This is a genomic window from Kutzneria buriramensis (assembly GCF_003387475.1).
Classification (GTDB): Bacteria; Actinomycetota; Actinomycetes; order Mycobacteriales; family Pseudonocardiaceae; genus Kutzneria; species Kutzneria buriramensis.
Genome location: NZ_QUNO01000022.1, coordinates 168,759 through 189,829 on the forward strand (window position 1 = coordinate 168,759; position 21,071 = coordinate 189,829).

22 protein-coding genes are annotated in these 21,071 nt (G+C 69.0%); 7 read left to right on the forward strand and 15 right to left on the reverse strand.

Going from position 1 to position 21,071, the window contains the following annotated elements:
• The first annotated feature begins 941 nt into the window (after positions 1-941).
• The 5 genes from BCF44_RS46420 to BCF44_RS58230 all read left to right on the forward strand — a co-directional run bounded on the left by BCF44_RS46420 (position 942) and on the right by BCF44_RS58230 (position 6,831).
• Positions 942-2,264: a helix-turn-helix domain-containing protein gene (locus tag BCF44_RS46420; RefSeq protein WP_170218123.1), complete on the forward strand. Its 1,323-nt coding sequence runs from the start codon at positions 942-944 to the stop codon at positions 2,262-2,264.
• 148 nt (positions 2,265-2,412) lie between these two features.
• A complete protein-coding gene (locus BCF44_RS46425) occupies positions 2,413-3,600 on the forward strand; it encodes a UDP-N-acetylglucosamine--N-acetylmuramyl-(pentapeptide) pyrophosphoryl-undecaprenol N-acetylglucosamine transferase (protein WP_116180957.1) in 1,188 nt (395 codons plus the stop codon).
• A 227-nt stretch (positions 3,601-3,827) separates the two neighbouring features.
• Entirely contained in the window at positions 3,828-4,745 is a 918-nt protein-coding gene (locus tag BCF44_RS56165; RefSeq protein ID WP_170218124.1) for a hypothetical protein, read from the forward strand.
• Positions 4,742-5,350, forward strand: a complete 609-nt coding sequence (locus tag BCF44_RS46430) for an AAA family ATPase (RefSeq protein WP_170218125.1) — start codon at positions 4,742-4,744, stop codon at positions 5,348-5,350. Before BCF44_RS56165 ends, BCF44_RS46430 begins: the two co-directional genes overlap by 4 nt.
• Positions 5,350-6,831: an ASCH domain-containing protein gene (locus BCF44_RS58230; RefSeq protein ID WP_246016206.1), complete on the forward strand. Its 1,482-nt coding sequence runs from the start codon at positions 5,350-5,352 to the stop codon at positions 6,829-6,831. Before BCF44_RS46430 ends, BCF44_RS58230 begins: the two co-directional genes overlap by 1 nt.
• Positions 6,832-6,997: 166 nt before the next feature.
• On the opposite strand, the gene BCF44_RS46440 is transcribed toward BCF44_RS58230, so the two are convergent.
• The 3 genes from BCF44_RS46440 to BCF44_RS46450 form a co-directional block, all read right to left on the reverse strand.
• Complete coding sequence (locus BCF44_RS46440) at positions 6,998-7,189, reverse strand: hypothetical protein (RefSeq protein ID WP_116180959.1); 192 nt, start codon at positions 7,187-7,189, stop codon at positions 6,998-7,000.
• Positions 7,150-8,295: a hypothetical protein gene (locus tag BCF44_RS46445; protein ID WP_170218126.1), complete on the reverse strand. Its 1,146-nt coding sequence runs from the start codon at positions 8,293-8,295 to the stop codon at positions 7,150-7,152. Before BCF44_RS46445 ends, BCF44_RS46440 begins: the two co-directional genes overlap by 40 nt.
• A 179-nt stretch (positions 8,296-8,474) precedes the next feature.
• Positions 8,475-10,280: an ATP-binding cassette domain-containing protein gene (locus BCF44_RS46450; RefSeq protein ID WP_170218127.1), complete on the reverse strand. Its 1,806-nt coding sequence runs from the start codon at positions 10,278-10,280 to the stop codon at positions 8,475-8,477.
• A gap of 321 nt (positions 10,281-10,601) precedes the next feature.
• On the opposite strand from BCF44_RS46450, the gene BCF44_RS46455 reads away from it, so the two are divergent.
• Both BCF44_RS46455 and BCF44_RS46460 read left to right on the forward strand, forming a co-directional pair.
• A complete protein-coding gene (locus BCF44_RS46455) occupies positions 10,602-11,384 on the forward strand; it encodes a hypothetical protein (protein ID WP_116180962.1) in 783 nt (260 codons plus the stop codon).
• Between the two features lie 233 nt (positions 11,385-11,617).
• Complete coding sequence (locus BCF44_RS46460) at positions 11,618-11,959, forward strand: histone-like nucleoid-structuring protein Lsr2 (RefSeq protein ID WP_116180963.1); 342 nt, start codon at positions 11,618-11,620, stop codon at positions 11,957-11,959.
• A 51-nt stretch (positions 11,960-12,010) separates the two neighbouring features.
• On the opposite strand, the gene BCF44_RS46465 is transcribed toward BCF44_RS46460, so the two are convergent.
• The 12 genes from BCF44_RS46465 to BCF44_RS46520 all read right to left on the reverse strand — a co-directional run bounded on the left by BCF44_RS46465 (position 12,011) and on the right by BCF44_RS46520 (position 20,965).
• Positions 12,011-12,622, reverse strand: a complete 612-nt coding sequence (locus BCF44_RS46465) for a type VII secretion system-associated protein (protein WP_116180964.1) — start codon at positions 12,620-12,622, stop codon at positions 12,011-12,013.
• Positions 12,619-13,065: a hypothetical protein gene (locus BCF44_RS46470; RefSeq protein ID WP_147328920.1), complete on the reverse strand. Its 447-nt coding sequence runs from the start codon at positions 13,063-13,065 to the stop codon at positions 12,619-12,621. The genes BCF44_RS46465 and BCF44_RS46470 overlap by 4 nt, the downstream gene beginning before the upstream one ends.
• A 5-nt stretch (positions 13,066-13,070) precedes the next feature.
• Entirely contained in the window at positions 13,071-15,554 is a 2,484-nt protein-coding gene (locus tag BCF44_RS46475; RefSeq protein WP_116180966.1) for a putative T7SS-secreted protein, read from the reverse strand.
• Entirely contained in the window at positions 15,551-16,027 is a 477-nt protein-coding gene (locus BCF44_RS46480; RefSeq protein WP_116180967.1) for a hypothetical protein, read from the reverse strand. Before BCF44_RS46480 ends, BCF44_RS46475 begins: the two co-directional genes overlap by 4 nt.
• A complete protein-coding gene (locus tag BCF44_RS46485) occupies positions 16,024-16,293 on the reverse strand; it encodes a hypothetical protein (RefSeq protein ID WP_147328921.1) in 270 nt (89 codons plus the stop codon). The genes BCF44_RS46480 and BCF44_RS46485 overlap by 4 nt, the downstream gene beginning before the upstream one ends.
• Positions 16,290-16,748 (reverse strand): hypothetical protein, encoded by a 459-nt coding sequence (locus BCF44_RS46490; protein WP_116180969.1) that lies wholly within the window; start codon positions 16,746-16,748, stop codon positions 16,290-16,292. Before BCF44_RS46490 ends, BCF44_RS46485 begins: the two co-directional genes overlap by 4 nt.
• Positions 16,745-17,167: a hypothetical protein gene (locus BCF44_RS46495; RefSeq protein WP_116180970.1), complete on the reverse strand. Its 423-nt coding sequence runs from the start codon at positions 17,165-17,167 to the stop codon at positions 16,745-16,747. The genes BCF44_RS46490 and BCF44_RS46495 overlap by 4 nt, the downstream gene beginning before the upstream one ends.
• A gap of 305 nt (positions 17,168-17,472) precedes the next feature.
• Positions 17,473-17,934 (reverse strand): hypothetical protein, encoded by a 462-nt coding sequence (locus BCF44_RS46500; protein WP_116180971.1) that lies wholly within the window; start codon positions 17,932-17,934, stop codon positions 17,473-17,475.
• Positions 17,931-18,575: a hypothetical protein gene (locus BCF44_RS46505; RefSeq protein ID WP_147328922.1), complete on the reverse strand. Its 645-nt coding sequence runs from the start codon at positions 18,573-18,575 to the stop codon at positions 17,931-17,933. The genes BCF44_RS46500 and BCF44_RS46505 overlap by 4 nt, the downstream gene beginning before the upstream one ends.
• A 29-nt stretch (positions 18,576-18,604) precedes the next feature.
• A complete protein-coding gene (locus BCF44_RS46510) occupies positions 18,605-18,877 on the reverse strand; it encodes a hypothetical protein (protein ID WP_116180973.1) in 273 nt (90 codons plus the stop codon).
• A gap of 762 nt (positions 18,878-19,639) precedes the next feature.
• Entirely contained in the window at positions 19,640-20,581 is a 942-nt protein-coding gene (locus tag BCF44_RS46515) for a hypothetical protein (protein WP_116180974.1), read from the reverse strand.
• A 66-nt stretch (positions 20,582-20,647) separates the two neighbouring features.
• On the reverse strand, positions 20,648-20,965 hold the full coding sequence (locus BCF44_RS46520; protein WP_116180975.1) for a hypothetical protein: 318 nt from the start codon (positions 20,963-20,965) through the stop codon (positions 20,648-20,650).
• Positions 20,966-21,071 lie beyond the last annotated feature (106 nt).

The following is a 21,071-nucleotide window of genomic DNA, read 5'->3' on the forward strand; positions in this document are numbered from 1 at the left end:
TCGCACGATCTCGTCTCTCGTATCGCGAATTGTTGGTGTGTAACGGAATCGCCTTCGTTGTGGCGTCGAGCAGCGGTCAGCGCTGGCTGGCCGCCCGGACGGTGATGTCCATGAATGCGCCTCCTTTCCTTGTGTGCGCATGAGTTCCCGACGAGGACGGGTCGGTTCCATCGCGAGGGCTCAGAGTGTTGGCGGTCCGGTGGTCGTCGCCGAGTGCCGGCTCTGGCACGACGTCCATCGCGAGACCGCTGAGTCGACGCGGTCGAATCGAGCGGAGCATTCGGTCTGGTCGAGCAGACGTAGGGGCCCACCCCCATCGGATCCCAGGACCCAGGTTCCCGGCTTCACCGAGATGAGGCCCTCGGGTTGCCAGACAACCAGTCCGGTGACCTCGGGCCGATTTACGGCGCAAAGGCCGAGGAAGTCGTAGACCTGGGAGCGATTAGTCCCGTTGTAGCGGATCCCTCGAACGACTTTGCCGTCGGCATTTCCGGCGGGCCGGAAACGCCCGCATTCCGAGGACGTTGTTGCGGTCGCGCTCTCGCCGATGTCGACGGCGGTCGAGCTCATCAGGGCCTCCAAGACCACTGGTCGAGCCAGGAATTCATGCGGTCACCAACCGTGGCGGGCCGCGTCTCTCGCGCAAATCCCGAGTCGGGTACCCGACTTGGGTAGTTGCCGAAAAGTGGATCACTACCTGCACGTATGGGCGTCCAGTGACCTGCGGCACAGCGCCTTTTCGCACGGGGCTACGCTCTGACCCCGCACTGGAACACCCGGTGACGGAGGAAACCTTGGCCGCCGCCAGACAATGCAGCCGCTGTGGCTGTTCGCTGAGATCCACCAACTGCGAACAAATGTGCGATCCTTGCCGCCGCGCAGTGGCTGTTAGCCACCCGGCGCTGCCGCGCGGGTTCTTCGATATCCCTCAAATCCGGGAGATGCTGGCCAGCCACGAGTTCGGTCAGCTGTTCCTCGCTGTGCGGGCAACGACGGGGGAGACGCAGCAGCAACTGGGCATCCGGTGCGGTCTGAGCGCAGGCCGAGTCAGCGACGTCGAACGCGGCCAACACCATCTCCGCTTCGGTGAGGTGATCGCTCGGGTGGCGGCGGGCTTGGACGTCCCGCCCGGGCTGATTAGCTTGGGCCGCAGCCAGCCGTCGTCGGAGTCCGCCTCGGTGGACTCCGACGAGGATTGGGCCGAACGAAGCGACTACATCGCCATCGTCACCGCGGCGGCGACAGGGTCACGCTTGTACCCGGAGCTGGAGAGGCTGGACGCGATGCTGCCCGTCCGCGCAGAACCGGTTCGGCGCCTGCACATCGGCAACGCCGATGTTGCCGCGATCGAGGCGATCACCGACGGGTTCCGACGGTCCGATTTCGCGTCCGGTGGCGGCGTGTGCCGGGCGGCCGCCATCGCACAGCTGCACCAGGTCCGACAGCTGGAGAAGGCCAGATGCGCCGATCCGGTGCGCACGCGGCTGCTGATGGCGACAGCGGACTTGGCGATGATGGTCGGCTGGATGTCCTACGACGTCGACGAGCACGCTGCGGCTCGACGCGCGTGGGCGTTCGCCCTGAAAACCGCGTGGCAGGCTCGCAGCCATGAACGCAGCACCGATCTCGCCGTGGACGTGCTGCTGGATGCAGCCCACCAGGCCCTGCACCGGCAGCGGCCGAAGGAGGCGCTGCGCCTAGTCCAGCTCGCCGAGAACACCGCGGCGGACCGAGAGCAGCCCATCAGCGCGATCACCCGGAGCTACATCTTGGTCAGCCTGGGCTGGTGCCGGGCAGCACTTGGGCAGGCCCAGCCCTGCCGGCGAGCGATGGGGGAGGCCCTGGATGCCCTCGCTGCCGCCGATCCCGCCACCACACCGTCGTGGGCCTGGCACGTAAACGACGCCGAGATCGCCGCCCAGCAGGGGCACGCGTTGTTTCTACTCGCGCAGATCCACCCCCGCTTCGCGGCCGGCGCCGTCGATCAACTACATCACGCTGTGAACGGCTACGGAGAACCGTTCGCGCGCAGCCGTGCGGTCAACCAGGCATCCCTCGCTGCCGCCCACTTCTACGCCGGCGACATCGACGCGGCCGTCGCCACGGGCGAAGCGGCCGTCAGCGCGATCAGCAGGCTGAACTCGCCGCGTGCGTTCGCCCGTTTGCAGCCGATCGCCGATGCCGCGGGACCGTTCCTTCGCCGTTCCGAGGTGGCCGGCTTGTGCGAGAGCATCCGGGCGGCACGTTCCGGTGCCGCCTCGTGAGGCCATACGACATCTCCAGGCTCACAGGCAACCCGTTCATCGCGTCAACGCCCGCTTCCCCTAACGGGTGTGCAGGCAGCGATGCGACATTCTGGTCGTTGCAGCGCAACGGCTCCGACCCCCACAACGCACAGTGGAGAACGTCTCTGTGAACAGCGAACAGCGGTCGGGAAGGCCCGACCGGGCCTTCAAACTGCTCGTCACCGGCGGCGGGACGGGCGGCCACACCTACCCCGCCCTGACCGCGGTCCGCACGCTGCAGGCGCGTCTCGCGGGCGCCGGCAGGACAACGGACGTGCTGTGGATCGGCAAGGCCGGCGGGCTGGAGCAACAGGTCGCTGAAGCCGAAGGGATCCGGTTCGCCCCGGTCGCGACCGGCAAGATCCGGCGCGCCAAGAATCCACTGAAGATGATATCCAAGGCTAACGTCACGGACATGGGGCGCGTGCCGTTGGGCGTGCTGCAGGCGCGATCGTTGGTCGCAGACTTCCACCCGGACGCCGTGCTCGCCACTGGCGGCTACGTGGCGGTGCCGGTTGGTCTGGCTGCCAAGGTGTGCCGCCGGCCCTTGGTGATCCACGAGCAGACCGTGCGGCTGGGCCTGACCAACAGTCTCTTGGCCCGTGTTGCCACGCGTGTCGCGCTCTCTTCCGAGTCGTCGTTGCCGTTGCTGCCGGCAGGGATCGCAGAAGACGCAGTGGTCACGGGCAACCCGGTGCGCCCCGAACTGCTGCACGGCCAGCCGGACAAGGCGGTGCAGGCGCTAGGGCTGCATGGGTTTTCGGCGGGCCTGCCGACGGTGTACGTGACGGGCGGCGCCCAGGGCGCCAAGCAGATCAACGACATGATCCGCGACGGCTTGCCGTGGCTGCTGGCGAAGGCGAACGTGATCCACCAGTGCGGTCGGGGCCGAGCCACCGAGTTGCAGGCGGCCGCCGCGTCCCTGCCTCGCGAGCTCGCGGGGCGGTACCTGGTGACCGAGTACGTCGGCCCGGAGCTGCCCGACGTGTACGCCTTGGCCGACGTGGTGATCTCCCGCAGCGGCGCGGGCACGATCGCCGAGTTGACGGCGTTGGGCAAGGCTTCCGTGCTGGTGCCGTTGGCGTCGTCGGCAGCCAACGAGCAGGTCCACAACGCCCAGAACCTCGCCGCGGCCGGCGCTGCGATCTCGTTGGTGGACGAGGTGTCGATGGAGACGTTGACCGCCGCCCTGACGCCTTTGCTCGCTGACGCCGGCCGGCGTGAGGAGATCGCGCGGCGGGCTCGGTTGCGTGGCCGGACGGACGCGGCCGAACGGCTGGTCGACGCCGTCCTGGCCGCGGCCGACACGCGCTAGACACCCGGCCGGCACCCTCCAGCACGACAGCGACGCAAGTTGGTGGACGCGTCGTAGCGGCGTCCTGAACGGATCCGACACGTCTGTGTCCTCCAGGTAGAGGGCAGCGCCGGGTAACCCCGCCAGGCGCAGCGGGATCACCTCAACCGTGCCGGTCTCACCCAGCGCCATAAGCATCCGGGCCGCTATGACTGGGCTTTTTGTGGGCATCGTGGTTCACTCAACGCATGCCCACAAAACGCCCAGCCGAGGACGAGGTGGTCGACGCGGTCGCTCGCCTTACGCGGCTCGGCCTGCCAGTCACCCCGGCCGCTGCTGACCCTGCTCTGCTGGAGTTGCGCGGGATCGTGGCCCGGGCGGTCGACCCCGCCGACCCGGCCAGCCGCACCGCGGCGCTGGACGGCACGCTGCGCGGCCTGCTCGCCCGGTTCCCCGACGCCCGCTACGCGACGGCGGCCCGTGCGCTGTTCGGCCTGCCGCCGGCCGAGCCCGGGCAGAACCTCACCGCCCGTCGAGAGCTGGCGGCTAAACAGGCCGGACACGAGGTGCACCACTTTCGCAAGCGGGTCGAGCCCAAACTTGTCGAGAAGCTGGCCTGGGAACTGCTCGCCGACGCCGACCGGTTCACCCGGCTGCCGATGATCGCCCCCCGCCTGGCGCCAACAACCAGCCGGCAGCCGGTACAGGCCGACCCGTTCGCGTGGGAGGTCGCCGAGCATGAGGAGCACCTGTGCCGGCTGTGGTCGGCGATCTACGCCGCCCGCGCCGAACTGCTCACGGTCGAGCGGCTGGTCAGCCTGGACGCTGACCGGGTCGACGTCGTGCACGCCGCGGTGACCGCCGCGTGGCGGTGGGCGGCGGCCCGCGCCGAGGCCATCGGCTACACCACGGCGTTCGGCACCGACCTGGAGGCGGTGCCGAACGCCGACCTGGTCGCGCTGGCCGGCTGGGCCCCCACGCTCACGCAGGCACAGGCATCCCGGCTGACCGAGGCCGCCGCCGGCGGCGCCAGCCGCGAGCAGTTCGTGCACGCCCTGCACGACGAGACCGGGCTGGGCAACACCTGGATCGACGGCTTTCTCACCCCGCCGGCGGCCGCCGAACCCACCGATTCCATCGAGCAGGAGAACGGACCGACCACGTGAGCACCCCCACCACCCGCACCCTGGCCGCCGCCCTGGAAGCGGCTGCCGACGGCGACCCGCGCCGCTATGTCATCACCGGCGGCCCCTCCTCCGGCAAGGACGACCTGATCGCCGCCGTGCACGCCGCCGGCATCCCGTGCATGAGCGAGGAGCCCGGCCGGGAGATCTACCGCAAGCACCGCGAACGGCTGGGCCGGCACCTGCTCAAGGAGGACCGGCGCGAGTACTCCCTCGAAGTGCTGGAGGCGTTCATCGCCGAGTACACCGCCCACACCCACGGGATCCGCTTCTACAACCGGGGCATCCCTGACGGCTACGGCTGGGAGGGCTTCTTCGGCCTCAAGCCGACCGCCGAGCTGGAAGACGCCACGAAGCGCTACCGCTACGACGCGATCTTCGTGCTGGACCCGTTGGACACCTTCGAGGACCCCGACGACATCGTGTGGGCCAAGGAACGGGAGATCCGCCGCGTCCACGAGCTGATCGTGCAGGGCTACTACGACGCCGGCTACGAGCCGGTGTTCGTCCCCGCCGACGCGGCCGCCGCCCGGCTGGACTTCATCTGCGCCAACCTGCGCCTGCCCAAACCGAGCCGAGGAGCGTGATGGCGGTGTCCCGCACCACCAAGCCCGGCACACCCGGGCTGCTGGTCTCGCCGAACAGCGTGCTGGCCAACGCGTTGCTGCGGTCAATCGACCTGCTACGCCCCCGGGTGCTGGCCTCGCGGCCGTCCCGAATCGAGTTCGTGGTCGGCACCCAGATCAACGGAGCTCCGCACCTGGGCACCAATCTGGTGCAGACCGCGGCGTTCCTGCTGGCCAAGATCGCCCGCCGGGAGTTCTCCATCGACACCACGGTCCGGTTCGGCGCCTTGGACAACGCCCCGCACGAGGTCATCCTGGACCCGGAGACCCACCACGCCTACCAGCAGACTTACTTCCACGCGCTGGGCAAGGACCGCATCGGCGAGCTGATCGACGGCTACTACCGGGCCTTCTTCAACTCGCTGTCCGAGGCGACCGGCACGCCGTACGTGATCGAGACCTACACCGACCAGCAGGCCAGCCCCGGCTTCCGCGCGGAGTTCCTGCGCACGCTGGAACGCATCGAGGACATCCGCTGGTGGATGGCCCCGTCCCACGGTGTCGTGCACATCCGGGTGCCCTGCCCGGAGTGTGGGTGGGCGGAGAAGCGCGGCGACCGCACCAAACTCGTCAGCTTGGACGAGGACGGCGCCACGTTCACGGCGGTGTGTCTGGACCACGGTGACTACGAGGTCCACATCGACCCGGAAGACGATCAGCCATACCTCGACCTGGCCACCTTGTACCGGAACCTGGTCAAGGAACGCGCGCTGGGACGCGACGGCGACGTGCTGCACGTGATGATGAAAGGCGGCGACTGGACCTTCGGCTGCCAGCTCGTCGACGGCGCCCTGGGCGCGCTGAGCACCCCGCCGGCGGCGATGCCCTCGCGGATCTTCACCCCGCAGGTGCTCGCGCCGACCGGGGCGAAGCTGTCGAAGTCGCTGCTGCGCGAGCAGGGCAAAGGCGTGCTGCCGGCCGACGTGGAGCCGTGGATGCTGGACACCACCGCCTGGCCCGGCGACGTCGACAACTACGTCGACTCCCTGGTGTGGCTGGTCTCCGAGCTGCTGACCGACCCCAAGCACTTCTTCCGCTCGTTCACTGTCAAGGAACTGGGACGCCTGATGACCGCCCGACCCGTCTCGCTGCCCGTGCGCGCCCACGAGATGGGCATCTACAAGCGCTACTTCGACCTGATCGCGACCGGCCGCAAGACCACGGAGATCCGGGTCAACGACTCCAGTCGCCGCAACATCAAGGTGGGCAACCTGATCCGGTTCCGCTGCCAGGGCGACGAGGTCCTCACCAGGGTCACCAAGGTCGCCCGCTACGACTCCTTCGAGGAGATGTTCGACCACGAGCCGGTCGCGTCGGTCAATCCGCTGGCCACGCGGGAGGACCAGCTGGCCAACATTCGGCAGATCTACCCGCCCGAGCGTGAAGCGCTGGGCGTGGTGGCGATCGGGATCGAGTTGGTCGATCCGCCACGGCCGGCCTGACCAGCGCCTGGTGCTCTGCGGTCCCCGCCGAACGGGTTGGTGTTCGGCGGGGACCGTTCGCGTCGCTGGCCAGCGCGGTTGTGGTCACGGCGGCGCCGTCACCGGTATGGCTGGACGCCGACCAGCTATACGGCGACGCCGTGTAGCGCCGGGCCGCCGTAGTCGGTCAGGAACGCCTGCGGGCAGCCTCCAACTCGGCCCGACTGAACACCGTGCCGTTGGGCACGTCCTTCTTGGTCAACTTCGTCAGCCCGTTGCCCTGCGGCGCCTCGGGCAAGTCGATGGGTTCGGTGTTGACGTTGTCGAGCAGCCGTTCGATCAGCGGAGCAATGTAGGAGCCGGAGTAGCCCCAGGCCACGTCGTACTTACCGCCCGGGCGGGGTACAGGGTTCCGTCACCGGTGCGGACCCACAGGCTGTGGCCGCCGTTGTCGATGATCAGCTCGGCCAGCGGGGTGGTGGCGGGGAGCCGGCGGGGCAGCGCGGTGACGTATTCCTCCACCTCGCCGTGGAAGTCGACCAGCTCCACGACGGGTGCGCCGGTTGCCCGGTCGACCAGACGTCGCTGGACTTGCGGGTAGTACTTCGGCGCGAAGTGCCCGAACCGGGGGTCCGGGACGTGTATCGGCACCTCGTCCAACTGCTTGAGCCACTCGTCGAGCATCGCGGTCTCGCCCACGCGGTAGCGGTCGATCGCCGCGAATGGCAGGTGGTGCTCCGCACCGAACATGTGGATGCACTCGATGACGCGCACCGCCAGGGTGTCATGCCTGCTGCTGATCTCGGCGAAGACGGCGCGGATCGCGGTCTCGCCGAGGTCGTCGAGTGCCTTCGGCTGTGGCACGTCGATCGCGGCGGCACCGAGGACGAGTCGGTCGGTAAAGGCCGCGGGGTGGTCCTCGTCGAAGGCTTGGAAGTGCTCGTCGGTCGCCGCCTCGGCCGCCCACCGGCTGAGCGTGCCAGCGTCGTGCAGCACGCGCAGGTAGTAGTACATCAGCACGCGATGGGTCGGAGAGTCCGGCGGGTACAGCGCCGACATCTGCAGCAGCGGCGACACGTCCGGGCTCAGCACGGGCGTCGTGGTGACCGGGGGATGGCCGGGCCGCCAGGCCGTCATCAAGTCCTCGAAGGCGACGTCCTTGGGCCAGTACGGGGCCGGCTGGCCGATGGCACGGGCGTAGTACCGCCACAGCCGACCGCGGTCGTGCGCGTCCTCAATGGACAAGTCGATCACGTCCGGGCCGTCGGGCGCGTGGAATCCCTCGCGGGCGACCTGGATCAGGCATTTCGTTTCAGGTTTGAGGTCGCGCACCCAGTCCGACCGGCTCCAGCCGTTGTTGTCGGTGGTCGCGTAGGCGGCCGTCAGCACCCCGGCCGCGGTGCCCCAGTTGAGGAAGAGGTACCCGGGAATCAGGTCGAACGTCTCCGCGCCGAGGTAGGGGACGGGCGCAGTCGCCTTCGGCATGTCCTGGAGGGCGATCAACGGCGTCCGGGGCGGGTTCGGCCCGTCGTCGCGTTGTGGGTTGTCCCGTTTGAAAAACGGCACTGGTCATTCTCCGTTCGTGGCTGGGGCTGCGGGTCGAAGGAAGCCCGACCAGGGGCCAAGCGGCGCCGAGGTTGGCCGGAGCGTGGCCGCGACGATGGTCAGGACGCTGTCGACAGGGCGTCGGGCGACTGGTAAGCGGCGGCCTGGACTTGGTAGAGATCGTGGTAGCGGGTGCCAGGCCCCAGCGACATCAGTTCGTCGTGGGTGCCTTCGGCGACGACTCGTCCTTCGTCGAACACGTAGATCTTGGTGCACGTGCGCACCGAGGCCATTCGGTGGGTGATCAGCACGCAGGTGGTGTCCTCGTCCAACTCCGCCAGCGAGCGGTAGATCCGGGCTTCGGCGAGGGCGTCCAGGCTGGCGGTGGGCTCGTCGGCGATCAGTAGGCTGCCCTGCCGAAAGAGGGCGCGGGCGATAGCCACGCGCTGTTCTTGGCCGCCGGACAGGTGGGTGCCCAGCACGAACTGCTTGGACAGCATGGTGCGCCAGCCGTGGGGTGCGCTGGCCGCCACGTCGTCGGCGCCGGCCGCGGCCGCGGCGGCGAGCAGAGCGGTGTCGTCCAGGTCGTGGCGGTCGGGGCGCCCGTAGCGGATGTTGTCGGCAAGGCTGACCGGCCAGTGGATGGCGTCCTGCATGACGATGGCGACGCCGTCGAACAGGGAGTCCGGGTCAACCTGAGCTACGTCGACACCGTCGCGGAGGATGCGTCCACTGGTAGGGAGGTAGAGGCCGGCGAGCAGCTTCGCGGTCGTGGTCTTGCCCGAGCCGTTCAGGCCGGCGAAGGCGACCTTCTCCCCGCGGCGGATGCGCAGGGTGACGTCGTGCAGCACGAGTTTCTCCGAGCCGGGGTAGGCGAAGGACACGTGGGCGAACTCGTAGGTCTCCGGCGCGGTCGGGGCTCGTCCGGCCACGGCGGGTCGGACGCGGTCGGCGCAGTCGCGCAGGAACTCGCGGAAGGCGTTGACGTACAGGGATTCTTCGTAGAGCCGGTTGACAGCGAGCACGACGTCGGCGAGGCGCGCGCGGGAGGTCTGGATGGCGATAAGGGCGCTGCCGGCCACCGGCAGGGGAACTCGTCCGATGAGCACGAAGAGCCCGAGCAGGGCGTAGGCCAGGCCGAGGCCTACGCCTCCGGCCGCGCGGCCGAGCAGTCGGGTGCGGGCCTGCCGGCTGGCCAGGGCGAGTTCTTCGTCCTGCAGAATGTCGCCGAACTTGGCCAGTTCGGCCAGCAGTGCCGGTTGGGCCTGGTAGGCGCGGATCTCCGGGGCGGCTTCCTCGTTGTCGGCCAGGCGCTCGATCAGCCAACGTCGGCGGCGGAAGGGGGAGAGGCGGCGCATCATGTCGTAGAGGGCGCGGGAGTTGGACAGCGCGGCCCAGGAGTCGGGCACAACCGAGATGAGCAACGCCGGCAGCAGCATCGGGTCGAGCAAGGCCAGTGTGGTCGCGGTGGCGGCGAGGCCGGTGAGCGATCCGACGGCGGTGACCATCCGCGTCCAGGCGCCGTCGACGTGCATGCTGCCCGACTGGGAGGCCAGCTCGCGGGCGTCGTACCAGGTCGCGTCGTCGTAGGCGGAGACCGGCACGGTGATGGAGGCGGTGAACACCTCCTCCCCGCAGGCTCGGCGCATCAGCACGCTGGTGACCTCGGTGCCGTACTGGCTGATCGCGTCGGCCAACCGCTGGACGGCCAGCGCGCTCATCACCACCAGCACGGCGGGCACCGCGGCCAGCAGGCGCTGCGGGGTCGGCGCCGTGGTGAACAGTTGGCGCAGCACCGAGGCGGTGGAGTAGAGGCCGACACCGGACGCAACGCCGCTGACGGCAGTGGTGATCAGGACCAGGACCACGATGGTCGGCCGCTGCGCCCATGCTCGGGCGGCGAGGTAGCGAGCGGTGTCGGGCAAGCGCAGCACCATGCGCCACAGGGAGGTATTACGGGCCTGCGTCTCGAAGGCGGCCGACCTCCACTTTGGAGTGACCAGCTCGTTTTCGGTGCCAGCGAAGGGGTTTTCCACTGGTCGGCGGCGTCGGGCCACAGCACCTCCCTGCCTTGGCCGGCCGGGCGACCGGGCACGATCTTCTATAGCGAACCGACGCATGGTCGAACAGGCGTTCGGGTAGAAGCCGTTGGAGAAGTCACCGGATCAGGGCATTCGACACGCTGCGGAGTACCGGATATTCGGGATTGACCACAGCTGCGCCGGCTCTCGTGGTCAGATGGCGAGGTGGACCCGGCGCAGTTGTCCGACGAGCAGGTGCAGCACCAGTGGCAGAGGATCGCTACGCGGGCGCACTCCTTGATCGAGCGCTCCGGCTCGCCGACGGGGTTCGCGGTCGCCTCGGGCAGCCCGCTGGCCGGCGATGACGCCGCGGCGACTCCGTATCGAGTCTCCGATGCGGCTCAGGTGTGCCTGCTGAGCGCGATCGATCATCTGCACGCCTTGTGCGCGCTGGTCCTGCATTCCGGCTACTTGCACGCCACGGCACCGTTCACCCTCGCTCGGGGTGCGCTGGAGACCGCCTCGGCCGCGGTCTGGATGCTGTGCCCGGCCGGCAGGGATGACCGTGTTCGGCGCGCCCTGCAGTGGAACGCCAAGGACATCACCGACGGCGACCGGGCGGCACGCTCCGCCGGCGTCCCGGTGCCGGTGTCGTTGCAGGAGCGGATGGACAAGCTCGAGGTCGTGGCCGCGCGCCGGGGGTTGGACTTCACGGGCATCCGCCGCGGGTACACCAGCAGCGAGGCGGTCAAGGCCGCCGAGGAGCAGCTCGACACCGCGATGGGGGTGCTCTTCCCGTGGCAGTTCGCGTCAGGTCACGCGCACGGCCGACGGTGGAACATACTGGGTGTCGTTCAGGGGGAGCACGTGACGCCTGCGACGGAGGCTGGCGTTTCCACCCTTCGGATCGAAGGCGACTACCGTCTCTCCTTGTACCCGACCTGGGCGGCCGAGGAGGCCGTTTCCGGCGCGGTACAGCTGTTCGATCGGCGGGCGGCGGCATCGTGATGGTCCATGACGGATAGCACACACCAGCCCCGGATTTCACTCGTCCGCGCCCGCTCTCTGACACATCATCAGCGTGCAAGAACATGCCAAGAACAGATTTGGCGAATTCGCAGCCAGTGAGTTAGCATGAACCGCGCATCGCTAACTACGCGCTTAGCCACCCGGTTAGCTCCCGCTTGACGTTACAACGTAGCCGAGTGGCCACATGCGCTTGATCAACAGATGGGAAACCCGTGGCTCAGAAAACGATTGTTCAGCTGGTTGACGACCTGGACGGAAGCGAGGCCCACGAGAGCGTCACGTTCAGTCTCGATGGCGTCGACTACACCATCGACCTCTCCGAAGCGAATGCCAAGCGTCTTAGGGGCAGCGTGGAGGTCTACACGGAGAAGGCTCGTCGAGTTGGCGGCCGGAAGCAGCGCGGCGCGGGTGTGAAGGCGACAGTTCGCGCCGGAGGCGACCGTGCGCAGAACCAGGCAATCCGGGAGTGGGCGCGCGGACAGGGAGAGAAGATCTCCGACCGTGGGCGGATCCCCGCCGAACTGGTCGCCAAGTTCCAGGCCGCGCACAACTGACACCGGTTCGCACATTGACGGGGGCACCTGAAGGGCAGGTGCCCGCCACCTTCATTGCCCTGGCGCGCGTCCCGGCTCACTCCGACGGCGGAGTGCATCCACGATTTCGTCGCCGGAAATGACGACCGACGGCGGAGACCCGGGGTTGATTTTCACGGCGGCCCCGCCGAGAGCAGTCGTGAGCCCGGCGAACGGCACGGTCTGGTAGCTGCGGACGTGGTTGGTCAGACGCCGCCGGGATGTGTAAATGACGATCACGGGGCGGTCGTCCGCGTCGCTCACGATCGACAGGGACCCCGGGTCGCCGGGCACGGTCGGGACGATCACCTCCGCGTCGAGAAGTGCGGCCAGCAGGTCCCATTCCGGACCATACCCGCACGCCGCTAGTTCCAGGGCTGTTTCAAGCGCGTTCGTCGGCTCGGGCCATCCTTGGGTGCGCGGGCCGGGACGATAGTTGGGGTTGTAGGTCCAGGTGCTGGTGTCGATCTCACCGTGCGGACCCACTTGATACCCGCCCCGAATAGCCCAGGGCGGGCATCCGTCATTCGGACCGAACTGGGGATCGACGCTGTAGATCCATTGCCCGGGCGTAGCACTCTTGGCCTGCCGGAGCATTTCCGGTGTGACGGGGATAGGTTGTGACCAGTCGACGGCCGCGGTCATGAGCGAACCACCTGACCGCTTTCACGCCACTCCTGGTAGCGCTTTTCCTGAACATCGACCGTGGCCGCGTCCGCAGGGTCGATCTTCTCGAAGATTCCGAGTGTGGGAGCGACTTGTCGGCGGTAGTCGGCGAGCATGTCCGCCTCGGGGTTCCGCGGCCAGTGCGTGGGGTAGTAGTCGGGATGGGCTGCGATGATCCCGAGAAGCCAGCCTTGCTTCTCCAGCTGTGTCCGAGCGTCGTTGAGGGCGTGCCACAGAACACCGCTGCGCGCCGTGATCACGCCGAAGGGCTCCGCGTCGACCACGACCTCGTACAAATCGACCGGCGTGGGGTGCCGCGCTCGGGGTGGCTTGTCCGCGTTGCGGGTGAGCACGAGGTGGGCCGCGCAGGTCCGCCCGTCTCGGTGCCGGGCGTCGACGGTGGTCTCGGCAAGCCGTGCCATGCTGGTCATCCTATCGGCCGGAAGTTCGGATTGGGGAGCCACTCGCCGAGTGTTCGCGTGCGGGTCGCTTCGTCGTACAGTATTGGCCAGGCTCCACGGATTCGCTCCGGGCGAATCCCTCCCAGCATGGCGATTTCCTCTTCTTCCTCATAGGAATGAGATCCGATGGTCTTGTTGACGTCGATTCCGCCGCTGGCGTCGACCTCGTAGTACCAGCCGCCGTTCCGTTCGGTCAGCCAGTAGTCCGGTTTCCGGGTGGTGGAGACGAACGCCGACTCGTGGTTCCATCCGACGTAGGTTCTGAGGTCGGTGTTGTTCGGGTTCAACGGGGCGAACCCCGCGGGTTCCTGTCCTTGGAAGATCTCTGCCGGGCTGCGGTCGTCGACCCGGTACAGCGGCTCCCGCGAGTCGCGCCACACCGTGTCGACGGACAGCTTCGCCGGGTCGGCGTCGGGATGCACGGCGGTGTGCGCGATGTCGTCGCGCACCTTCGGGTCTTCTTCGATGTAGAGGTTGGGGTCCCGGCGGGACTGGGGTGTGCCGGCCGGGCTGTCGCCGGGCCGGTGGCCAGGCCCTGGGACGTCCGGGGAACGCAGGTCGGGTGGGGCGTGGTGGGGACCGCCAGGCGGCGCCTCGACCGGATGTGGGGTGTAGCTCTCGACGTGCGTCCCGACGCCGTGCAGGGCGTCGAGTTTCTGTTCGACGCCGTCGAGTCCGTGGCCGGCCTGCTCGAGCACGGCCGCTTGGTGCTGGTCGATGCCGGCGGTGGTCGTGTCGGGGACGTGCTGGGCGGGAATCTCCGGGGACGCGGCCGCGTCGGGCGGGGTGTGTCCGGTCGGCCCGAAGCTGGGGTCGCCGGTCGAGTAGTACTTGGCGTACGAGTCGTAGTCGGTTACGGGGCCGTGGGGCTGCGGTGGCGGCGCGTGGTCCGGGAACTGGTGCCACGGCGCGGTTCCGGTCGCGGCCTCCCGGGTGGCGGCTTGGGTTGCCGCCTCGGCCACCTCGCGGCCGCCGGCCTGCGCGGCGGTCTCGCCGGCGTCGCGACCGAAGGCGGACAGCACCTTGGGCACGGATGCCCGCGCCATGCCGACTATGCCGGCGGTGACCCCGTCGGCGGCGGCGAACCCTGCCTCCGCGGCGCCGCCGGTGAAAGCAGCGGCGGCCACGTTGGGCAACAGGTGTCCGATGGCTCGGCCGGGATCTTTCGACCAGGTGTCCCAGTCCACCGCGGCCTTGAGGAAGTCGACGGGGTGGGTCACCGCGTGCAGCAGGCCTTGCCCGAGCCCTTGCACGTTGTGCATGTAGTCCATCGGGTGGGTGATGTTGTAGGAGTCCACCGGGTTGACGGAGCGCAGCAGCTTCGCGATGCCTTCGATCGATTCGAACGCGCCCTGGATGATCGAGCCGGTCTCGGTGACCATGAGCCGGCTCTGGTCGGCGAAGTCGTCGGCCATCCGCTCGAGCCAGCCGGGTTCCTCCGGCAGGCTGTCGCGGCATTGCCCGATCGTGCCCAGGGCGGTCTGCGCGGCGGACTTGAGCTTGGCGTAGGCCGCGTCCAGGCGGTGCTGGGCTGCATCGCGGTCGGCCTGGCCGGGGTCGGTCCACTGCGGCACCGGGCCGGGCGGCGGGCCTCCGTTGTGGGCCGCGTCGACGCGGCTGTTGTAGTTGTCAACGGCGGTGGCGAACTGCGTCTTGGCCTGCTCGGTGGCCTGCTGGCCGTGGTTGTACTGCGCGATGCAGGCCGCGGCCTCGTTCTGCGCCCACACGAGGACCTCGGCCCACGGCTGGAGCGCGGCCCCGGCCGTGGACAAGGCGGCCCCTTTGGCCCACTGGGCGGGGTGGTCGTGGAAGTAGCTGCGGAACGCGTCGGCGGCCTCGCCGTTCCAGTGGCTGCTGGTGTCGATGCGGGCCATCCCGTCGGCGGCCTGGACCATGGCGTCGCCGAGGATGGTTAGGCCCTGGGCGCTTTTGAGGATCGCTTGGGAGTCTCCGGGCACCAGCAGCATCGGGTCGTCGGTTTTGCCCAACTCGGGGCGCTCTGCCAGCCGGCCGATGCCGATGGTGGGTGGCCGCGGTGGCGGGGTCGGCCCGGCCGGGGCAGGTGGGGCCGGGGGGTCGTCGTCCACGGCGGTGGAGGACTTCGTTGGATCCCCGAAGGTGTCTTCCTTGAGCCGGTTGAGGAAGTCGGTGATGCCGCCTTCGACTTTCTCGTAGATCGACCGTGTGTCGCGCAGCTTGTCGACGGTGTCCCGGGCTTGGTCCACCAGCCCGCGCACGAGGTAGTGCGCCCGCCCGCACAGGTCGATCTCGGCGGCGGAGAGGGCGTCGTCGCCCATCTGGTCGGCGCTGAGGCCGAGGGTTTCGACGGCCCCTCCGGACATGGCGTCGGCGGCGAAGCCAAGCGTGCCCAGTTCGTCGAGCACGCCTTGGATTCCGTCGCCGGCTTGCTTGAGGCCGTCCAGGTCGACGCCGAACGCTCCTGCGCTCACCGAGCGGCTCCGTCCGACGTGGCGGGTGCCGGCTGGCCGGACAGGACGTGCGCCAGGCTCTCGCCGGCGGCGTTCAGCCCGTCGAGTTGGGCCTGGAGCTTGTCCAGCAGCATGGCAAGGCCTGGGGAGATGGTCTCGGGCACCCGGCTGAGCAGCACGGCGACCTGCTGGCTGACGCCGGCGAGCGCCGCGTCGACCAGGACAGGGGCTGCGCCCTGTCCGCCAGCTGCGCTCTCCAGGGGCGCAGCCGACAGCAAGGCGCTGACCGCGGTGGTCTGGCGGTGGAGGTCGCGGGCGTCGCGAAGCAGTTCCGGCAGGCGCGCGGTGACGGCGTCGGCGAACGCTCCGTGGCCGCTGTCGGCCAGGCGCCGCAGCCGGGCGCAGGCCAGGTAGGCGCTGATCTGCGCCCGCCAGAGCGGCAGGGTCGCCGCCGTCGCGACCGGGCTTGGGCGTCGTTGGCCGGGGATGGTCATGGCAGTTCTCCACCGGGCTGGTGCGGATAGGTCTTCTCGATGTCGTCGGCCAGTGCCGAGACCCTCGCGGCTTGACCGGTGACGGCGCGGGCCCATGCCTGCACGAAGGCGCCCACCGTCGCCGACAGCTGGCTGTTGCCGAACAGGTCGGACCCGTCGGCCGGGCGTAGATCGCGGATCTGGTCGGCGATGGTCTCGGTTCTCAGGGCGGCCGCGCGGAGGCTGACCACCACGTCTGCTCGCGCGTCGTCGTGGGGCGGGTTCATAGCGGTTGCCTGTCTTGCTGCTGCTGCCGCGGGATGCCCGCCAACGCCGGCGGCGGAGCCTGCGCTGCAGGTGGGGGCTCGCCTCGCCAGCGGCGCAGGGTTTCGATTGGCAGCGGGAGCATGTGCTCGGCGCCGAGGTCGACCATCACACCGGCGAGCTGGTCGCCGCTCGCGGCGGACAGGATGGGGATGACGTTGTCGAGCATGTCAGCGCCCAGAAGCGAGAAGTAGTCGCTTTCTGGGACGACGTTGGCCATGGACTCCAGGCTGGTGAACACGCACAGCCAGCCGCCGACACCGGGGGAGACGCGGATCTGCACCGCTCCGCCGTCACGGGTGGCGTAGAGCTGCGCGGCCCGGAACTGCGCGCGCATCCGCTGTTCGAACGTGGCCGGGTCGGCCCCCTCGTGCAGGGCCCGCTGGTAGGTGTCCAGGAACGCCGGCGCGGTGGTCATTCGGTCTCGCCCGGTGCCTGCTCGGGAACCTTCGGCGTGGCGCGCGGGTAGCGGATAACGCGCTGGTGCGGCTTGCCCGGGTCGAGCACGACGCCGACGTCAAACGGCAGCTCGTCGAGAAGTCGCGCGCCCTTGCGCCAGGTGTGCGAGATTTCGCCTTCTTTGAAGCCGGGGATCAGATTCGCGTCCGAATAGACCCTCATCCACCGCCCGTCGGAGTCGGTGTTCATCATCATGCGGCCGGTTTCGAGGTCTGTTGCGATGAACACGTCGCTCTCGTCGAACGCGTTGGCGGTCGCTCCGCGGCTTGCGCGCTCCCGTGCCGTATCGGCCTCAGCCGCGCGGACCAGCGCACTGCTGGCCTGCTGCCGTCGAGTCGGTTCGAAAATGCTGTACTGATCGCCGTCGTCAATGCTCACTTCATACCCCCTACACGTACCTGTACGGCCCTTCACAGCAGCTGCCCGCTGGTGCCGACTGGGATGGCCGTGCTTGCTTCACCGTTCCCGATCTGCGGTGATCCAGCGACAGAGATGAGTAATCCTCACTCCATGGAGGGACAGATGACCCATGATCGCCACGTGCCGTCACATTCACTGCTCACTCTTCCGAGCGAGACGCGGTCCCGGAGTCACAATCCGCAACCACCGCCCGAGACGATCTCGCACCAGTTCCCAACACCATCGGTCCACCCTCCCGCGTGCAAACTTGAGGAGCAGTTGTCCTAGCTGACGTCGCCCCGAAATAGAGGAGCGTTGAATACCACGGAATAGCCGTTGACGACTGCCGCCGTCACCCACAATGGCATCGCGATCACCGAGGCCGTGAGTAGCGTCCCCACGGCAAGTTGCGCAATGGGATGCAACCGATCGAAGGCGACAGCGGCCAGAATTCCCGCCAATCCTTGCGCCGTGACAAGGCCCAGCAGGACGCATACTTGCGCTCGCGAGGGGTGGTCGGCGAGCACCACCCGGTAGGGATAGGCACCTCCGGCCAGCACGCCCCAGATGGCGAGCATGATCGCCGCGGCCGACAGGTAGGTCCACACCGGCGAGGCGTAGCTCAAGTCGCTCAGCGCCGCGCCGGAGCCGCTGATGCCGTCGCGGCCGATGGCCACGGAGGCGACCGCGAACACCGCCACCGCAAAGGGGCCGAGGGCGTCTGCGCGCGAGCGTGGGCCGGTCACGCCGTCATCCCGGCAGGTGTTCGCAGCGGGAAGGCCGCGACCTCGGTCCATCGCCACTGGTGACGTCGGGCGTCCTGCTCGACATCGACGAGGTGGATCTGTTCGACGGTGAGGGTGGCTCGGTTGGGCCGGATCCGGCGCAGCCGGTGAGCCAGGTCGGCCAGCTCGTCCACGCTTGGAGTCGCGGCCGCGTAGCCGATCGCGAGGTGTCCGGGTCGGGCGTCGTAGTCGACGGCGTCCTCGCCGAGCACCGCGGTGATCGCCCCGCGGACGCGGGCGACGATCGCGTCGAACTCGTTGTCCGGGATCAGGTCCAGCACCACGCCGGCGCTGGTGATCAGCGGCGGCCCGGCGAGCAGGCTCAACGGAGGAAGGTCGGCGAGCCGGTGTCGAAGAGCCGTGATCAGGCGAGCGCGGTGCTCGCCGTCGATGGTTCGCGCGCTGCGGCCGGTCACCGGCTGCACCGTGGCGTGCAGCCACGCGTCGCGAACCGGCACGATCGGGTAGTCGGCCAGCACAGCGCGGGTGGCGTTGACGAGGTCGCCGAGGTCCGGGTCGCGTTCGAGGTCGGGGATGAGGTAGGCGTGCAGGCGTGTCTCGCCCGCCGGCCACACCGAGTCTCCCGTGGGAAACGGTCGCATCGTCGCCTCCTTTCCGTGTGCGACCGGGGTCAGGAGAAGAGCCGTAGCGCGGCGGCGATGGCCAGTTCGATGCCTTCTGCTTTGCCTGTCAGCGCCTCGGTCGCGCCGTCCTCGGCGATGCGTCGGTTGACCGCGGTCAGTTCGCCCTGGAGGTAGGTGATGAGCTGTGACGGGTCCCCCGACTCCGGCGAGTGGCCGGTGATGTGAACGCCGGCGCCGGACGCGTCAAGGTCGACCTGCTCGATGCGGGACGAGGTCTGCAGGAGAAATCCCGTGTTGGTCCCGCTGAAGTGGTTGCTCATCGGTGCTCCCCGTTTGTGGACGTGCTGGTCGCGGTGCGGTGCTCGTGCGGCGCACGGTGGCCGAGCCGTGTGCCGTTGCTGCGTTGGAGCACCACGAGGGGCGGGCGGTCAGGCTAGGGCTGATGCCGCGCCGGGTGGTGGCATTACGTGGTTGGTCGGGGCCGGCGCGGTCGGGCCGGACGCCGAAGCTGCGCCGCCAGTGCGTGGTTGGTGCACGGCATCTCCGGTTCCTTCCGCTCGGGACCTTCCGTTGCCTATAGGCGGGGCCGGACCCGTTCGGGCGACACGCGGCCGTGAAGTTCTGCGCTTGCCCGGGAGAGCCAGCGCCGAGACCCGCGGGATGGGGCCGTCGCATGGCGGTCAGCTGAACGGCTCACAAAACCAGGTCAATAGGTTTAATAACCAAAACCTGGCAGTTCTGGTTAAGTAAGCAAAACAGTCACGTACCGGTGGGTGGCGGTGCTTCTCGGACGCCGCCGCGGGAGGGGCTGGTCAGGGGCCCGACGGAGAGAGGCCGGGGCCGGGGGAGGAGACCGGCCCGCGTCTGTTCGTCTCGAATCGGTCCTCCGGGTTGCCGGGGGCGGTCGCCCCGCGGGCCGGCGGCGTTCGGATTCCGGGTATGCCGAGATCGTCGTCGACGGACTGCTGTTGGCCGGCGTGTCATGCCGAGAACGGCCAGGGTGCTGATCCCGAGGCGCCGGATGAGGGGGTTGGCCGGCTACGACGCCCGGGTCCGGGCAGCGCCGCGGCGAGCTAGTCGAGCTATCCGGCAGTGCCGCGGCTGGTCGTCATCGTCGGCGGCGCCGGGATGGCGGCGATCTGCTCGGGCGAGTCCACCCACAGGCAGACGTCGGTCCGGTTTCCGCCGCGCCACTCGAACAGCTCCCACAAGCCCAGGCCTAGCGCCCAGGTTCCCTGCTGGAAGTAGGGCTGCAGCAGGGCTTCCTCCCTCGATCGGATCACTAGGTGGTAGCGCTGTCCGCGGGTGTCGCTCCAGGCCGCCGGGGCGCGCTGCTCGATGTAGAAGGTCTCGCCGGTGCGGGACGTCCCGGAGAACCGCACCTGCAGCGCGACCGCGACCGGGTGCTCCAGCGGCCCGTTCTTCAGCCGGTCGCCGAGCCGCCACGCCGCGCGCGGCAAGTGGAAGAACTCGGCCCAGCTGACCTTGCGGCCGCCGCAGCTGGCGTGGAACAGCTCGTGCAGGTCGCCGCCATGCAGGCGGTACGTCTCGACGAGGTCGTTGACCTTCGCCGCGGTGTTGAGCAACGTCCGCGCCTTGCGCGCGTAGGTCGGGTCGGCGCGGTCCGGACTGTGTCGGTCGGCCAGCCGGGGACGGGGCTGCGCGAGGGTCTCCGGGAGCACCAGGCGGTAGCCGTCGCGGCCGCGTTGCAGCAGGCCATCACCGAGCTCGATCAGCTCGGTGACCTGGGCGTGCACGTCGAAGTCGCAGCCGGCTCGGTGCCGTTCGTTGCGGCCGAGGCGGAAGTGGGCGGCCTGGCGTTTGTGCTCGCCGGTGGAGCTGCGCACCGCCACGACCGGTGTCGCGCAGAACAGGCAGGTCAGCGGCGGCGGCCAGGTGTCCTTGCTGGTGTTGATGTCCTCGGCGAGGACCTTCTGGCCGTTCGCGCGTGCGGCGGGCATCGCGACCGTGGTGTCGTGTTCGCCGGCGAAAACCACCTTCGTGTGACGTCGCGCGTTGCCCATGCCGTCCCCCTGATGAGTGCACTTCCACGGTAGGTCGACCGTGCACCGCCAGCGCGAATTCGCAGGTCAGACGGGCGTGGCGGGGTCCGCAGCGGTCTTGTCCCTGGGGGGACGCCCTGCTTGCGGACGCCGGTTCTTGAAGTAGGTCTGAATGGGCTGCCACGGCACCAGCCAGGCGCGGCCGACGCGGATCCAGTCTTCCCGGGGCACGGGCCAGTCGGGATCGCTGGCGGCCAGCCGGGAGACCCTCTGCTGGCTCATGCTCGGCGCCAGCTTCTGCTCGACGACGCGGCGCGCGATCTCGGTGAAGGTCACCAGGTCCTCGGCGCCGATGGCGCGCGGCGAGTTCGGCGCCGGCTCGGACTCGGCGTTCTTCTCGCCCACCGTGACCTCCTCGGGTGATGGGGCCAAAACAGCATGTCAAAACTGTTGTGACTGCACAACACTCCGGTAGAATTGTGCTGTCACAAGGACTTTGAGGCCGGCAGGG

What these genes read in the sequence shown, in the direction of transcription:
- BCF44_RS46420 (WP_170218123.1), top strand. Translation starts at nt 942, where the DNA reads ATGCTGGCCAGCCACGAGTTCGGTCAGCTGTTCCTCGCTGTGCGGGCA.
- BCF44_RS56165 (WP_170218124.1), top strand. Translation starts at nt 3,828, where the DNA reads ATGCCCACAAAACGCCCAGCCGAGGACGAGGTGGTCGACGCGGTCGCT.
- BCF44_RS58230 (WP_246016206.1), top strand. Translation starts at nt 5,350, where the DNA reads ATGGCGGTGTCCCGCACCACCAAGCCCGGCACACCCGGGCTGCTGGTC.
- BCF44_RS46445 (WP_170218126.1), bottom strand. Translation starts at nt 8,295, where the DNA reads ATGCCGAAGGCGACTGCGCCCGTCCCCTACCTCGGCGCGGAGACGTTC.
- BCF44_RS46465 (WP_116180964.1), bottom strand. Translation starts at nt 12,622, where the DNA reads ATGACCGCGGCCGTCGACTGGTCACAACCTATCCCCGTCACACCGGAA.
- BCF44_RS46470 (WP_147328920.1), bottom strand. Translation starts at nt 13,065, where the DNA reads ATGGCACGGCTTGCCGAGACCACCGTCGACGCCCGGCACCGAGACGGG.
- BCF44_RS46480 (WP_116180967.1), bottom strand. Translation starts at nt 16,027, where the DNA reads ATGACCATCCCCGGCCAACGACGCCCAAGCCCGGTCGCGACGGCGGCG.
- BCF44_RS46485 (WP_147328921.1), bottom strand. Translation starts at nt 16,293, where the DNA reads ATGAACCCGCCCCACGACGACGCGCGAGCAGACGTGGTGGTCAGCCTC.
- BCF44_RS46490 (WP_116180969.1), bottom strand. Translation starts at nt 16,748, where the DNA reads ATGACCACCGCGCCGGCGTTCCTGGACACCTACCAGCGGGCCCTGCAC.
- BCF44_RS46505 (WP_147328922.1), bottom strand. Translation starts at nt 18,575, where the DNA reads ATGCGACCGTTTCCCACGGGAGACTCGGTGTGGCCGGCGGGCGAGACA.
- BCF44_RS46510 (WP_116180973.1), bottom strand. Translation starts at nt 18,877, where the DNA reads ATGAGCAACCACTTCAGCGGGACCAACACGGGATTTCTCCTGCAGACC.
- BCF44_RS46515 (WP_116180974.1), bottom strand. Translation starts at nt 20,581, where the DNA reads ATGGGCAACGCGCGACGTCACACGAAGGTGGTTTTCGCCGGCGAACAC.